At 69.2% G+C, this 13472-nt stretch carries 11 protein-coding genes; 4 read left to right on the forward strand and 7 right to left on the reverse strand.

Annotation, left to right across the window (positions count from 1 at the left end):
• Positions 1 to 2 precede the first annotated feature (2 nt).
• Positions 3 to 1517, forward strand: coding sequence for a precorrin-2 C(20)-methyltransferase (locus ACE11G_RS08680; protein WP_375004063.1), 1515 nt, complete (start codon positions 3 to 5; stop codon positions 1515 to 1517).
• Here the strand turns inward: ACE11G_RS08680 and ACE11G_RS08685 are convergent.
• The 4 genes from ACE11G_RS08685 to ACE11G_RS08700 are packed head-to-tail and all read right to left on the reverse strand — an operon-like array spanning position 1514 to position 5019.
• Entirely contained in the window at positions 1514 to 2278 is a 765-nt protein-coding gene (locus tag ACE11G_RS08685) for a cobalt-precorrin-6A reductase (protein ID WP_062367843.1), read from the reverse strand. The genes ACE11G_RS08680 and ACE11G_RS08685 overlap by 4 nt on opposite strands.
• Positions 2271 to 3044 (reverse strand): precorrin-4 C(11)-methyltransferase, encoded by a 774-nt coding sequence (gene cobM, locus ACE11G_RS08690; protein WP_006894951.1) that lies wholly within the window; start codon positions 3042 to 3044, stop codon positions 2271 to 2273. The genes ACE11G_RS08685 and cobM overlap by 8 nt, the downstream gene beginning before the upstream one ends.
• Positions 3041 to 4285 (reverse strand): precorrin-6y C5,15-methyltransferase (decarboxylating) subunit CbiE, encoded by a 1245-nt coding sequence (gene cbiE, locus ACE11G_RS08695; protein ID WP_375004065.1) that lies wholly within the window; start codon positions 4283 to 4285, stop codon positions 3041 to 3043. The genes cobM and cbiE overlap by 4 nt, the downstream gene beginning before the upstream one ends.
• The gene (locus ACE11G_RS08700; protein WP_375004120.1) at positions 4282 to 5019 is read right to left on the reverse strand and encodes an SDR family NAD(P)-dependent oxidoreductase; all 738 of its coding nucleotides are present in this window, start codon (positions 5017 to 5019) and stop codon (positions 4282 to 4284) included. The genes cbiE and ACE11G_RS08700 overlap by 4 nt, the downstream gene beginning before the upstream one ends.
• 92 nt (positions 5020 to 5111) lie before the next feature.
• Here ACE11G_RS08700 and ACE11G_RS08705 point away from each other — a divergent pair, with 92 nt between their 5' ends.
• Together ACE11G_RS08705 and ACE11G_RS08710 are read left to right on the forward strand one after the other, a co-directional pair.
• Complete coding sequence (locus ACE11G_RS08705; protein ID WP_375004066.1) at positions 5112 to 5528, forward strand: TIGR03618 family F420-dependent PPOX class oxidoreductase; 417 nt, start codon at positions 5112 to 5114, stop codon at positions 5526 to 5528.
• Between the two features lie 692 nt (positions 5529 to 6220).
• Positions 6221 to 7735 (forward strand): DUF222 domain-containing protein, encoded by a 1515-nt coding sequence (locus tag ACE11G_RS08710; RefSeq protein ID WP_375004067.1) that lies wholly within the window; start codon positions 6221 to 6223, stop codon positions 7733 to 7735.
• On the opposite strand, the gene ACE11G_RS08715 is transcribed toward ACE11G_RS08710, so the two are convergent.
• Positions 7695 to 8813 carry a M24 family metallopeptidase gene (locus tag ACE11G_RS08715; RefSeq protein ID WP_375004069.1) on the reverse strand — a complete coding sequence of 373 codons (1119 nt, stop codon included), beginning with the start codon at positions 8811 to 8813 and terminating at the stop codon, positions 7695 to 7697. The genes ACE11G_RS08710 and ACE11G_RS08715 overlap by 41 nt on opposite strands.
• Positions 8814 to 8855: 42 nt before the next feature.
• On the opposite strand from ACE11G_RS08715, the gene ACE11G_RS08720 reads away from it, so the two are divergent.
• The gene (locus tag ACE11G_RS08720) at positions 8856 to 9791 is read left to right on the forward strand and encodes a 5'-3' exonuclease (protein ID WP_231650049.1); all 936 of its coding nucleotides are present in this window, start codon (positions 8856 to 8858) and stop codon (positions 9789 to 9791) included.
• A gap of 43 nt (positions 9792 to 9834) precedes the next feature.
• On the opposite strand, the gene ACE11G_RS08725 is transcribed toward ACE11G_RS08720, so the two are convergent.
• Positions 9835 to 10662 (reverse strand): DUF4333 domain-containing protein, encoded by an 828-nt coding sequence (locus ACE11G_RS08725; protein WP_045537387.1) that lies wholly within the window; start codon positions 10660 to 10662, stop codon positions 9835 to 9837.
• A 65-nt stretch (positions 10663 to 10727) separates the two neighbouring features.
• Positions 10728 to 13469 (reverse strand): DEAD/DEAH box helicase, encoded by a 2742-nt coding sequence (locus ACE11G_RS08730; RefSeq protein ID WP_375004071.1) that lies wholly within the window; start codon positions 13467 to 13469, stop codon positions 10728 to 10730.
• Positions 13470 to 13472: the final 3 nt, after the last annotated feature.

A 13472-nucleotide genomic window follows, 5' to 3' on the forward strand; every position in this document is an offset into this window, starting at 1 on the left:
TGATGTCGACGACGGGAGCGGACTCCGCTGTGAACGGAAAACTGTGGGGTGTCGGCCTGGGGCCGGGCGACTCCGAACTGGTGACGGTGAAGGCTGCGCGGATCATCGGCGAGGCCGACGTGATCGCGTATCACTGTGCACGGCACGGTAATTCGATTGCCCGCTCGGTCGCGGAACCGTATCTGCGCGAAGGCCAGATCGAAGAACGGCTGATGTACCCGCTCACCGTGGAGACCACCGATCATCCCGGCGGCTACGCGGGCGCGATGGCCGACTTCTACGCCGAGAGTGCCGAACTCCTCGCCGGGCACCTGGCCGCCGGACGCGATGTGGCGCTGCTCGCCGAGGGCGACCCGCTGTTCTTCAGCTCGTACATGCACATGCACAAGCGGCTCGTCGACCGGTTCGAGGCGCAGATCATTCCCGGGGTGACGTCGGTGAATGCGGCGTCCGCGGCGCTCGGCATCCCGCTCGTCGAAGGCGAGGAGACGCTGACGGTCCTGCCCGGAACCGCCGAGGCCGGCGAGCTGATCGCGCATTTCCGGTCCGGCGAGGCCTTGGCGATCATGAAACTCGGCCGCACCTTCGTGAAGGTGCGCGACGCTCTGGCCGCCGCCGGGCGTCTCGACGAGGCCTGGTACGTCGAAAGGGCGTCCACCGACCGCCAGCGCGTGGAGCGCGTGGCCGACGTCGACCCGTCGTCGGTGCCCTATTTCTCCCTGATCGTGGTACCCGGGCGACGCAACAATCCGCTCGCCGCGGGAGGCGACCGTCCGCGCGGTGAAGTAGTGGTGGTCGGCCTCGGTCCCGGACCGGTGGACCAGACGACGCCGCAGGTGGCCGCGGAGTTGGCGGCGGCGACCGATTTCGTCGGATACAAGACCTACCTCGACCGGGTGGTGGCGCGCCCCGGACAGCGGGTCCACGCCAGTGACAATCGAGTCGAGGCCGAACGCGCGGAGTTCGCCCTCGACCTGGCCTCGCGCGGCGCCAGGGTGGCCGTCGTGTCGTCGGGCGATCCGGGTGTGTTCGCCATGGCGACTGCGGTGGCGGAGGCCGCTGCGGAGGAACGGTGGGCGCATGTGCCGGTGCGAGTGACGCCGGGGGTGAGCGCCGCGCACGCGGTGGCGGCCGCTGTCGGTGCGCCGATCGGCCACGACTTCGCCGTGATCTCCCTGTCGAACCTGCTCAAGCCCGGATCGGTCATCGAGGAGCGGCTCCGGCACGCGATCGCCGCCGACCTGGTGATCGCGATCTACAATCCGGCGTCGCCGAAACGCGTGGAGCAGATCAAACGTCTCAAGGAACTCCTGACCGAACTGGTTCCGGCCGACCGCGTGGTGATCGCGGGCCGTGACGTGGGCGGCCCGGGACAGCGCCTGACGGTGACCACGGCCGCGGACTTCGATCCGGCGACAGTCGACATGCGCACGCTGTTGATCATCGGCTCGTCGATGACCACCCTCGCCCGCAGGCCGGGCGGCGACCTCGTGTACACTCCGCGGCATTACGCCTAGCGGATCTCTCCTCGGCCGGCCGGCCCGGACAGCCAGTCGAGGGCCTCGCTCGGGGTGTCGACGCGCGCGATCCCGTCGGGTTCCGCGGGACGGTCGACGACAATCACCTCGACACCGAGCCGCGCGGCGGCGCGGAGTTTGGCGACGGTCATCTCTCCCCCGCTGTTCTTCGTGACCAGCACGTCGATGCGGTGCTCGCGCAGCAGCGCCGTCTCATCGGCGAGACGGTACGGGCCGCGGGAGCGGAGAACCCGGTGATGCGGCGGCAGCGGCCCCTCGGGCGGGTCCACCACCCGAATCAGGAACCACGCGTCGTCGATCTCCGCGAACTCGGACACGTCCTGTCGTCCGGTGGTGAGGAAGACCCGGCTCCCGCCCCTCTCGGCGACCGCGGTCGCGGCGGCGGCGATGTCGGGCACGCGCGTCCAGCGCTCGCCGGCCCCGGGTGACCACGGCGGTCGTGCGAGGCGCAGATATCCGACCCCGGTCCGTTCCGCCGCCGCGACGGCGTTCGGCGTGATTCTGGCGGCGAACGGGTGCGTCGCGTCGACGATCGCGGTTATTGCGGCCTCGCCGATCCACGCGGCGAGACCGTCGACGCCGCCGAAGCCGCCGACGCGCACCCCACCGACCGGCAGACGCGGATCGGCGACTCTGCCCGCGAGGGAGGTGACGACCGGAACACCGGACTCATCGAGCAGGCGTGCGAGTTCGCGCGCCTCGCCGGTTCCGCCCAGGATCAGCACGGACGGCTCAGGCATGGCGGTCCTCACGCAGCTTCGTCATCCGGGCATGCGAGTAGAGATAGCTGTCGGTGCCGGCGGGATGCGTCCGGGCGTCCAAGACGCGCCCGACGAAGATCACGGCGGTCTTGGTGATGCGCGCCGCCGACAGTTCCGCGGGCAGTTCGTCGAGCCGGCAGCGCACGATCCGCTGATCGGGGCGCGATGCGTACGCGACCGTCGCCGTCGGGCAGTCGGCGCCGTAGTGCGGCGCCAGTTCGGCGACGATCTGCTCGGTGCGGTGTGCGGCGAGGTGGAGGGCGAGAGTGACGCCGCTGCGAGCCAGGGAACCGAGGTCCTCCCCCGGCGGCATATCGGTCGAGAGTGTCGAGACGCGCGTCACCATCAGACTCTGCCCCACTCCCGGGACGGTGAGCTCAGTGTCGAGGGCGGCCGCCGCCGCCGCGAACGCGGGCACCCCGGGAATCAGTTCGTAGGCGATGCCCAGTTCGCGCAGACCGCGCTGCTGCTCGGTCAACGCCGAGTACAGGGCGAGATCGCCGGAGTGGAGTCGGGCCACGTCGTGACCGGCGGCGTCGGCGCGTGCGAGTCTGCTCAGGATCTCCGTCAACGGCATTCGCGCGGTGTTCACGATCTCGGCACCGTCGGGCAGACGACCGAGGAGTTCGTCCGGCACCAGCGATCCCGCGTACAGGCACACCGTGCATCGACTGAGGATCTCGGCGCCGCGAACCGTGATGAGGTCGGCGGCCCCCGGGCCGGCGCCGATGAAGTAGACGGTCATGTGTCCTCCCGCGCGGCGTCGTCTTTCACCGCGACCCATTGGACGATCGGCAGAGCGGGTCGCCACGCCGTGAGGCGGCCCAGTGGTGCGGCACGTTCCACGGACAGGCGGGTGAGGCTCCCCCCGTACCGCTCCTGCGCGTCGATGAACAAGTGCTGGGTCTCGATCGCGACCGCGTTTCCGACGATGCGTCCGCCAGGCATCAGCGCATCCCAGGCGGTGTCGAGGACGTCGCGGTCGACGCCGCCCCCGAGGAAGACCGCGTCGGGGTCGGCGGCTCCGGCCAGCGCCTCGGGCACCGCGCCGGCCAGCGTGAGCCGGTGACCGACGCCGAGCTTCTCGGCATTGCGTCGCAGGGCGGCGGCCCGGAGCCGGTCGGCCTCGAAGGCGACGGCCCGGCCGTCGCGCGTGCACCGCAGCCACTCGATACCGATGCTTCCGGCGCCCGCGCCGACGTCCCACAGCAGTTGTCCGGCGGCGGGAGCCAGGGCCGAGACAGAGAGTGCCCGCACGGTCTGTTTCGTCAGCTGGCCGTCGTGCTCGTACGCCTCGTCGGGCAGTCCCGGGCAGTGCGACGAACTCGGGCCCACACAGTCGAGCGCGGTGATGTTCAGTGGCGCGCACGGGCGGTCGTCCCATGAGCGAGCCAGTCCGGTCCGGACGGCCTGCGTCGCGGCTCCGAGATTCTCGAGCACACGCATCGTGGTCCAGCCGTACCCGTGCGCCCGGCACAGCTCCGCGATTTCGGCCGGTGTGGAGCCGTCTCTGGACAGGACCAGAAGGCGGACGCCGTCGCCGAGTTCGGGAACCACCGCCGAGGCGGGTGCGGTGACTGTGCTGACGATGGTGGTGGACGCCAGGTCCCAGCCCAGTTCGGCGGCCGCGAGCGAGACGCTCGACGGTGCCGGGACAATGGTGACGCGGTCGCGACCGACCTGTCGGACGATGGTGGAGCCGATGCCGTGGAACATCGGATCACCGCTGGCCAGCACGTGAATCGTGCCATGTGCCGAGCTGTCGCGCAGCACTTCGCGCAGGTGCTCGGACATCGGCGAACGCCACGGCACGGTGTCCGCGGTGAGGTGTTCGGCGACCAGGTCGAGTTGGCGCGCCGAACCGTACACCGTCGTCGCCTCGTCCAGCGCTGCTCGGGCGCGGTCGCTCAGTCCGCTCCATCCGTCGGCTCCGATTCCCACCACGACGAAGCGGGCGGGCTGCTTCGCCTCGGACTCTCCCGTCATCGCGGCAGCCTCCGCCAGACGGCGCGGGGAAGCAGGCGCATGCCGAAGAAGACGGGCCGGAGCACACCGGGGATCCACACCTCGCCTCTTCCCTTGCGATAGGCCTTGGCGACGGCGTCGGCGACCTGGTCCGCGGTCCTGGCGAAGGGAGCGGGCTCGACTCCGGAGGCCATCAGCTCGCGTGTCATCGCACCGACCACGAAGCCGGGCCGCGCGAGGAGGAGGCGGACGCCGGAACCGTGCAGCGCGTCGGCCAGCCCGCTCGCGAAGCCGTCGAGCCCGGCCTTGGTGGAGCCGTACACGTAGTTCGCGCGGCGCACGCGGACACCGGCGACCGACGAGAACACGATGATCGTGCCCGACCCCTGGCGTCGCAGGGCCACCGCGAGAGGAGTCATCACGCTTATCTGCGCGTAGTAGTCGGTGTGGGCGATCTGCAAGGCGTGGGCCACATCGGTCTCCGACCGGGCCGCGTCGCCGAGAATCCCGAACGCCACGATCGCGACGTCCACCCGGGCACCGTCGCGGAACAGCGATTCGACGAGTGCGGCATGCGAGGCGATGTCGTCGGCGTCGAACGCCACGGTGTCGACCGCCGTCGCGCCCGCCGACAGCAGTGTCTGCGTCTCACCGGCCAGGTCGTCGGGTCGGCGCGCGGCGAGGACCACGCGGTTTCCCTCGGCCAGGCGCGCCGCCGTCGCCACCCCTATCTCGCTGCGTCCACCGAAGACCACGATCGTTCCCACCGGACCAGTATCGCCGGTGCTGCCGGACCGCGACGCGGCCGGGTCGATGACGGCGCGACGTCGCCGATACCGTGGGGACCATGAGCCGAACCGTCGCCGATCTGTCCGCCGAAGCCGCCCAGATGCTGTCCGAGTACCACCTCGCGACGCTGGCGACCACCCGAGCCGATGGAACGCCGCATGTGGTGGCGGTCGGCTTCACCTTCGACGGCGACGCGCAGAAGGCACGGGTGATCACCTTCGAGGGCTCGCAGAAGGTGCGCAACGCCGATCGGGGCGGATACGCGGCGCTGACGCACGTGGACGGCCCACGGTGGCTGACCCTCGAGGGTCCGGTGACCGTCCGCCGCGATCCGGTCTCCGTGGCCGATGCCGAGGCACGGTACGCGGCTCGCTACCGGACTCCGAAGCCGAATCCCCGCCGCGTCGTGATTGAGATGGACATCGCGCGCGTGCTCGGGTCGGCCGGAATGTTCGGCACTGCTCCTGCCGGATGAGTCGCGGGCCGAGGTCACGGAGACCTCGATGACGCGAGGTCTTCCCCGAAGATGCGGGGACCGGCGCCGCGCCGCGTCAGATGCAGGGCGCGGACCATGTTGGTGCGTTCGTCCTTCGGGATCGCGATACCGTCGCCGGCCAGGGCCGCGCGGGCCGCGGCGACAGCATCAAGCGGGTCGGACTTGCCCCTTGATTCGTTTCTTGTCCTTGCCGCCGCCGTACACTTCGGCCACCGACAGCCCTGCCGCCTGGAGCACGCTGGTGATTCCCCGCCCGTAGCTGCTGGTGCATTCCACCCCGACGGCACTGACGTCGTGACCATCGAGGCACGAAGTCACCGCCCGGTACCCGGCCGAGGTCGCCGGGAACTCTCGCCTCGGCCGGCTCGCCGCCGACCGAGGTGATGACTGCGACGGCGCTCGGCGGGCGGCGGCGGTCAGACAAGACATCGGTTAGGCAACCGGCCAAGCTCCTGATCAGGTCATGGCCACCGCCGCTCGTGAACATTCGACGCCCCACACCGACCGGACAGACCAATTCGTGGACAACCCAGCAGGGGGTCAGTCGTACCCGGAGTCACGACCGTCGTGGAACTACCAACCATCATCAATGTCATACCCCGTTGGTAGAGTTCTGGTAGGTCAAGAAAACATGGTGTGAACAGCTGAAACACTCGGGGGAGGTGACAGCGATGACCGATCCGATCACCGATTCGATCGCCACTGTCGTCGCCACCGGCGCGCTGCCGGCGCGGCCCGCCGAACTACTCGCCCTGATCGATGCCGCGGCGGTCAAACTCGCCGAGACCTCCCTGTCGCCGGAGACCGAACCGGACCTGTTGGCGCACACACAGACCGCCGAACGCATTCGGCGACGCTGGGACGGCGTTTCGTCCAGATTGTTGGTGGAGGTCTCCGACCGCAACGCGCACCGCACCGCCGGCTACCTGAAGCCACACCAATACCTGTCACAAGGCTTGCGGCTGGGAACCCGCGAGGCCGGCCGACGGCTGCGGATGGCCGAGACCATCGGCGAGTTCTCCAACTTCCAAGGTGAAACGCTGCCGCCACGGAAGCCCGCCACCGCCGCGGCAGTGGCGGCCGGGACCGTCGGCGCAGAACACGCACTGGTGATCTCCGCGGTGCTGGCGAAAGTGCCCGGCTGCATCTCACCGGAAGTCAAAGCCCGCGCGGAGGCGGAGTTGGCCGAGGCTGCCGTCGGGTTGAATCCGGATGATCTGGGCAAGGTCGGTGACCGGCTGCTCGCCCATCTGGATCCGGACGGGCAGGAGAGCGATCACGTCGACCGGCAACGCCAACGCGGAATCACCATCCTCCCGCAGGATCGGCAGTTGATGAGCAGAGTCCGCGGCGCGATGACTCCGGAGTTGCGGGCGAAGTTCGAAGTGATCCTCACCGCCTGGGCCGCGCCCGGCATGAACAATCCCGCCGACCCGGGCTCACCGGCCGGAACCATCGACGCCGACGGCATTGACGCCGAGGCTTTGGCGGCGGCGCGGGGCCGGGATCTGCGCAGCGCCGCTCAGCGCACACACGACGCACTGCTGGCGTTGTGTGATTACGTTCTCGCCCACGGCGGACTCGGAGCACCGAACCGGATACCGGCGGAGTTGGTCATCACCGTCACCGACCAAGAACTCGCCGCCCACGCCGGCATCGCATTGACCGCCACCGGCACCCGTGTTCCGATCGGCGAACTCGTCCGGCTCGCCGCCGACGCCGTCCCGCACCTGGCCGTCTTCCGCAATCACACCAGCGAAGTGCTCTACCAGGGCCGCGCGGCACGGTTCGCCAGTAAAGCGCAGCGGTTGGCGTTGTTCGCCCGCGACCGCGGCTGCACCGCTCCCGGCTGCGACCGCCCCTTCGCCCAAACTCAAGCCCATCACGCACCGGACTGGATCACCCCGGCCGGACGCACCGACACCGACGCCCTCGGCGCCGCCTGCGGACGCCACAACCGCGCCGTCGGCACCAACCGCGGCCAATGGGAAACCACCACCCTCACCGACGGACCCCACACCGGACGCATGGCCTGGCGACCAGCCACCACCGATCACCCCTGGCGCCTGAACCCCATCCACCATGCCGGACAAGCACAATCGCTTCACCCGCGCGAGCCGCGATCGCGGGGGCTGCCCCGCCCGATCAGTTCGGCAGGACCACCAGGCCGTGCGGCCGCGAGTTGACCGGTTCACAGCCGTCGGCTGTCACGATGACGATGTCTTCGATACGTGCGCCCCAGTCGCCGTCGAAGTACACGCCAGGCTCCACGCTGAAGGCCATGCCCTCCCGCAGAACGTCCGCATTGCCCGCGACGATGTAAGGCTCCTCATGCACCGACAGCCCGATCCCGTGGCCGGTCCGATGAATGAACCGGTCGCCGAGTCCCGCGTCCACGAGGATGTCGCGGGCCGCGGCGTCGACGCTCTCCGCGGAGACGCCGGGCCGGACCGCAGCGACCGCGGCCGCCTGCGCCCGTTCCAGGACCGCATAGGCCTCGGCGACGTCGGCGCGCGGCGGGCCGAAGCAGTACGTGCGAGTGGAATCGGAGTTGTAGCCGGGCTCCACCGGTCCGCCGATGTCGATCACCACCACGTCGTCTTCGGCGATCACGCGATCGGAATGCTCGTGATGCGGATCGGCGCCGTTGGGCCCGGACCCCACGATGATGAACTCCGCATGAGTGTGGCCCTCGGCGCGAATCGCCGCATCGATATCAGCCGCCACCTCCGCCTCCGTACGGCCCGGCTTCAGAAACTCGGCCATACGCGCGTGAACGCGGTCGATGGCCTCTCCCGCCCTCCGCAGTGCTTCCAGTTCGGCGTCGTCCTTGATCATCCGCAACTCGCGCAGCACCGGCGTCGCCAGATCCGGGGCCACCGAGGTCCGGCGCGCGAACGGGATGAGATGCAGCGCGGGCAGACTGTCGGACACCGCCAGACGCGCCGACTCACCGAGTCCGTCGAGGGCCAGCGCGTACGGGTCATCACCGTCCACCCAGTCGGCTATGCGCAGGCCCAGTTCGCCGATCGCCGACTCGCGAAGAGCCGCCAGTTCGAGCCTCGCGGTCACCACCCGCGCCTGCCCGCTCGCCGGAATCACCAGAGCTGTCAGCCGCTCGAAGGTCTCGGCCGTCGATCCCGTCAGATACCGGAAGTCGGGTCCGGTCCCGACAATGATCGCGTCGTAGCCCGCATCGCGGGTGAGATCGGCTGCCCGTCGCAGACGGCGGGCATACACCTCGGAGTCGAATCTGGTCGCCATGCGTTCAGGGTATTTCACCGGCGGTGTGACAAGGTGATGACCATGACCGGATCATTGATGCTCCTCGACGGAGCGAGCCTGTGGTTTCGTTCGTTCTACGCGCTGCCGGAGAAGATGACCGCACCCGACGGACGCCCGGTCAACGCGGTCCGGGGGTTCGTCGACACGATCGCGGCGCTGGTCACCGCACATCGCCCCACACGGCTGGTGGTGTGCCTCGACCTCGAATGGCGACCATCGTTCCGAACCGATCTGATCCCGTCGTACAAGGCGCACCGGGTCTCCGACGGCGGCGACGGCGCCGAAGAGGTTCCGGAGACCCTCACCCCGCAGGTCGACATGATCCTCGACGTGCTGCGGTGTGCGGGCATCGCGACTTCGGGCGCTGCCGGCTGCGAAGCCGACGATGTCATCGGCACGCTCGCCTTCCACGAGGCCGACGACGAGGTGCTGGTCGTCAGCGGCGACCGCGACCTGCTGCAGGTGGTCGCCGACGATCCGGTCCCGGTCCGCGTGCTGTACGTGGGCAGAGGACTGGCCAAGGCCGAACTGATGGGCCCGGAGGAGGTCGCCGCCAAGTACGGAGTTCCGCCAGAGCGCGCGGGCGTCGCCTACGCCGAGATGTCGATCCTCCGGGGCGACCCGTCGGACGGGCTTCCCGGCGTTCCCGGGATCGGCGAGAAGACCGCCGCGAAACTGCTCACCCAGTTCGGCAGCCTCGACGCGCTGGAGGCAGCGGCCTACGACGACCGGACCGCCGTACCGACACGGGCTCGGAACTCGATCCGCGATTCGAGGGACTACCTGGCTGCGGCCCGCACAGTGGTCGCCGTACGGACCGACGCCGACACCGTCGACAGCACCGAGACCGATGCGCTACCCGCGGCGCCCGCGAACCGGAACGGACTCGACGCCCTCGTCGCCGAGCTCGGGATCGACGCTTCGATCACGCGGCTGGCGAAGGCGCTCGAATGGTGATCGGGAGCCCGCAGCACGGCCGGCGGGCGGTCGGTCCCGCGCGTCAGTTGGTCGGACGCGAGACCTCGTAGGTGCCCTTGTCGTCCTTTACCGTGACGGTGACGTGCTTGTTCTCGCCCTTCACCTTCACCGAGCAGGTGAACACGGTTCCCGCCTTCACTTCCTGACCACTCGGGCACTGGACGTCCTTCACGTCCGACAGACCGTATCCGTCGTCCTGGTTCTTCGCAGTCAGCACCTTCATGACGCCGTCCTGCACCGCGGACTGATTGAACGTCTTCGTGACCCATCCCGGCCAGACGAACGCAGTGAGCGCCACCACGGCCGCGATGAGGACCAGCACGCCGACGATGACGCCGATCAGCTTCCCGGTCGCCTTCTTCGGCGCGGGCTGCGCGGGAGCGTACGGGTTGAGAGTGGGATCGCCGCCGAGCGGCGGAGCCGGCGGCTGCTGCTGACCGAACGGGGCCTGCGCATACGGCTGCTGCTGACCATACTGGGACTGATCGAACTGGGACTGACCGAACTGGGGTTGCCCGTACTGCTGCTGATATCCCTGCTGATACCCCTGCTGCGCGTACGGCTGCTGGCCGTACGCCGGACCCCCCTGCGGAGCACCGGACGGAGCGCCGTACTGGCCCGGCTGCCAGCCGGTCTGCGTCTGCCCCGCCTGTTCCTGCCCCGGCTGCCCGTGCCCCGGCTGCGGCTGACCCGGCTGCGGCTGACCGATCTGCTCGGTGGGGCCCGCGAATGACTGCTGATCTCGCTGCCACGGGCTCTGCTGCTGTCCCGCCGCGTCCGGACGTCGCACCACCGTGGTCTCCTCGTCCCCCGGCTGACCCGGAGCGGTGGGCTCGTTTCCGTTCGTCATGTCGCGCCTTCCTCCTCAGCAGATGCCACCTGCGGCCGTGGCTGGTGTCACGTTACCGCAGCGACTCAATCCAATTCGGAGGCGACGACCCCGCGTTTGACACCCTTGACCGCCCGTGCCGCAGCCACCGCGAGACCGGTGTCCGGATCCACGCTGCCTCGGATCTGCTCCAGCAGATCGATGACCTGGCGGTTCCACCAAACGAAGTCGCCAGGTGAGAGCAACTGTCCCCGTTCCGACGCCGCCAGCAAGGCTTCCCGCAGCGACCGGCCCGAGGCCCAGGCACCGATGGCGACACAGAATCCGGTGTCGGGTTCACGCGTCTGAACGACTCCGTGTCGCTCCTGCACGTCGTTGGTCGCCTGCCACACGTCGACCGTCGCGAGGAGGGCCTCCCGCAGCGCCCGGTCGCCGGGCATCGAGTCGACACCGCCGCTGTAGGAGTCGCGCCGCGACTCGTACACCATCGACGACACCACGGCGGCCAGATCCTGCGGTGAGAGCCGGTCCCAGATCCCCGCACGAATGCACTCGGCGACGAGCAGGTCGCTCTCGGAGTAGATCCGTCGCAGAACCGCGCCGGTCGGCGTCACGACCAGCTCCCCGGAGTCATCGGTCTCGAGATACGACAGTTCGGTCAGCACACCGGTGATCGCGTCGAACTCGGTCTCGAGTGCCGCGGTCCGTTCGTCCACCGCTCGTTCGAGACTGTCGATGTCGCGAAGCAGCCGGTGACGACGTTCGGACAGCCGGTGCAGATCGTCGATGCCGTTGAGCTTGTGGACCGGGTGCTTGCGGAGCCGGTTGCGCAGTTCGGTGAGCCGCAGATCGTGCTCCGACAGCTCCCGCTTCTTCTTGTTGCGTCCCCGTGGCCGCGCGATTCCGCTGGAGCGGATCAGCTTGACCAGTTCGCGTCGGCCCTGTGCGCTGCGCCGATTCGCCGACTTCGGTATCCGCAGGTGTCCCAGCACCTCGGGCGGATTGACGAAGTCGCGCACGCCGACCCTGCCGGTCCAGCCGTCCTCGCTCAGCACCAGCGGTTTCGGGTCCACATCCATGGCCGCGCGCTCGAGCACCAGTGCCAGTCCGCGGTGCCTGCCGTTGTTCAGGCCGATCACGTTGCCGGGCTTCAACGACAGCAGATCCTCGGACACCGCCTCGGACGCCTCCATCCGACGGACGAACTTGGCCGCGCGTTCGTGCCTGCGGATGTCCTCGCGAAGCGAGACGTATTCGAGGAACGACTCGGGGGCCAGCCCCTTCCGTTCGGCCGAGTGCTCGAGTTCGGCGTCCACCTTGCGGAGCGTCATGCGGGCGCGGTCGAGTTGCCGCGCCTGACCCACCACCGATCTGTCGGTCTGGAACTGCGCGAACGACCGTCGGAGCAGATCGCGCGATCCGTCCACCCCGAGCCGATCGATCAGGTTCATCGCCATGTTGTATTCGGGGGCGAACGAGCTGCGCAGGGGAAAGGTCCGTGCTCCCGCCAGGCCGGCCACCCGGTCGGGGGCCACTTCGGGAGTCCAGACGACCACCGCATGTCCTTCGACGTCGATTCCGCGTCGTCCGGCGCGGCCGGTGAGCTGGGTGTACTCCCCCGGCGTCAAGTCGACGTGCGCTTCGCCGTTGTACTTCACCAGGCGTTCGAGGACCACGCTGCGCGCGGGCATGTTGATGCCCAGCGCCAAGGTCTCGGTCGCGAACACCACCTGCACGAGTCCCTCGACGAACAGCTCTTCGACGGCCTGCCGAAAGGTCGGCAGGAGTCCTGCGTGATGGGCGGCGAAGCCGCGGCGCAGGCCGTCGCGCCACTCGTCGACCCCGAGAACGTCAGCATCACCGGGGGCCAGCGCCGAGAGATGGCGGTCGACGATCGCGTCGACGGCGGAGACCTGGTGCGGCTCGAGCAGGTTCAGGTCCGAGCGCAGACACTGCGCGAGCGCGCCGTCGCAGCCCTTGCGGGAGAAGATGAAGGTGATCGCGGGCAGCAGCCCGTTCTCCTCGAGGAGCCGGATCAGTCTGGGCCGCGAGACTCCGGTCCCGCCGCGCCGGCGTTCGCGCGCCAGACGTTCGCGGTAACCGCCGACGGCGTCGTCGGACAGCAGGCGGTGCTTGATGAAGCGGTTGAGCTCGGGGTTCACCTGCTTCGGATGCTTGCGGTCGAAGAGCTCGAACATCCTGTTTCCGACCAGCATGTGCTGGTGCAGCGGTACCGGCCGGTGCTCGTCGACGATCACCGCGGTGTCGCCCCGGACCGTGGTGATCCAGTCGCCGAACTCCTCCGCGTTGCTCACCGTCGCCGACAGGCTCGCCACGCGCACCGACGGATCGAGCCCCAGGATCACCTCCTCCCACACGGCGCCCCGGAAACGGTCGGCGAGGAAATGCACCTCGTCCATCACCACGTGCGAGAGGCCCTGCAACGACGACGACTCCGCGTACAGCATGTTGCGGAGCACCTCGGTCGTCATCACGACCACCGGTGCCCCCGAGTTGATCGAGTTGTCGCCGGTCAGCAGTCCCACATTCGCCGCACCGTGCACGTCGACGAGGTCGTGGTACTTCTGGTTGCTCAGCGCCTTGATCGGAGTGGTGTAGAAGCACTTCGTCCCCTGCGCCAGCGCGAGATGCACGGCGAACTCACCGACGATCGTCTTGCCCGCGCCCGTGGGTGCGCACACGAGCACGCCCTGCCCCGCCTCCAGAGCGGCGCACGCCTCCCTTTGGAAGGGGTCGAGTCGAAAGCCGAGTCGAGCGGTGAACGTCGCTAGTTGCGGTCGGGGGCCGGAGAAGTCGTCGGTGGTCATCAC

The organism is Gordonia sp. PS3 (assembly GCF_041950545.1).
GTDB classification, from domain to species: Bacteria; Actinomycetota; Actinomycetes; order Mycobacteriales; family Mycobacteriaceae; genus Gordonia; species Gordonia sihwensis.

Excerpts from the sequence above, each read along its gene's own strand:
- ACE11G_RS08680 (WP_375004063.1), top strand. The coding sequence starts at position 3 with ATGTCGACGACGGGAGCGGACTCCGCTGTGAACGGAAAACTGTGGGGT.
- ACE11G_RS08725 (WP_045537387.1), bottom strand. The coding sequence starts at position 10,662 with ATGACGAACGGAAACGAGCCCACCGCTCCGGGTCAGCCGGGGGACGAG.
- ACE11G_RS08715 (WP_375004069.1), bottom strand. The coding sequence starts at position 8,813 with ATGGCGACCAGATTCGACTCCGAGGTGTATGCCCGCCGTCTGCGACGG.
- ACE11G_RS08720 (WP_231650049.1), top strand. The coding sequence starts at position 8,856 with ATGACCGGATCATTGATGCTCCTCGACGGAGCGAGCCTGTGGTTTCGT.
- ACE11G_RS08705 (WP_375004066.1), top strand. The coding sequence starts at position 5,112 with ATGAGCCGAACCGTCGCCGATCTGTCCGCCGAAGCCGCCCAGATGCTG.
- cbiE (WP_375004065.1), bottom strand. The coding sequence starts at position 4,285 with ATGACGGGAGAGTCCGAGGCGAAGCAGCCCGCCCGCTTCGTCGTGGTG.
- cobM (WP_006894951.1), bottom strand. The coding sequence starts at position 3,044 with ATGACCGTCTACTTCATCGGCGCCGGCCCGGGGGCCGCCGACCTCATC.
- ACE11G_RS08685 (WP_062367843.1), bottom strand. The coding sequence starts at position 2,278 with ATGCCTGAGCCGTCCGTGCTGATCCTGGGCGGAACCGGCGAGGCGCGC.
- ACE11G_RS08710 (WP_375004067.1), top strand. The coding sequence starts at position 6,221 with ATGACCGATCCGATCACCGATTCGATCGCCACTGTCGTCGCCACCGGC.
- ACE11G_RS08730 (WP_375004071.1), bottom strand. The coding sequence starts at position 13,469 with ATGACCACCGACGACTTCTCCGGCCCCCGACCGCAACTAGCGACGTTC.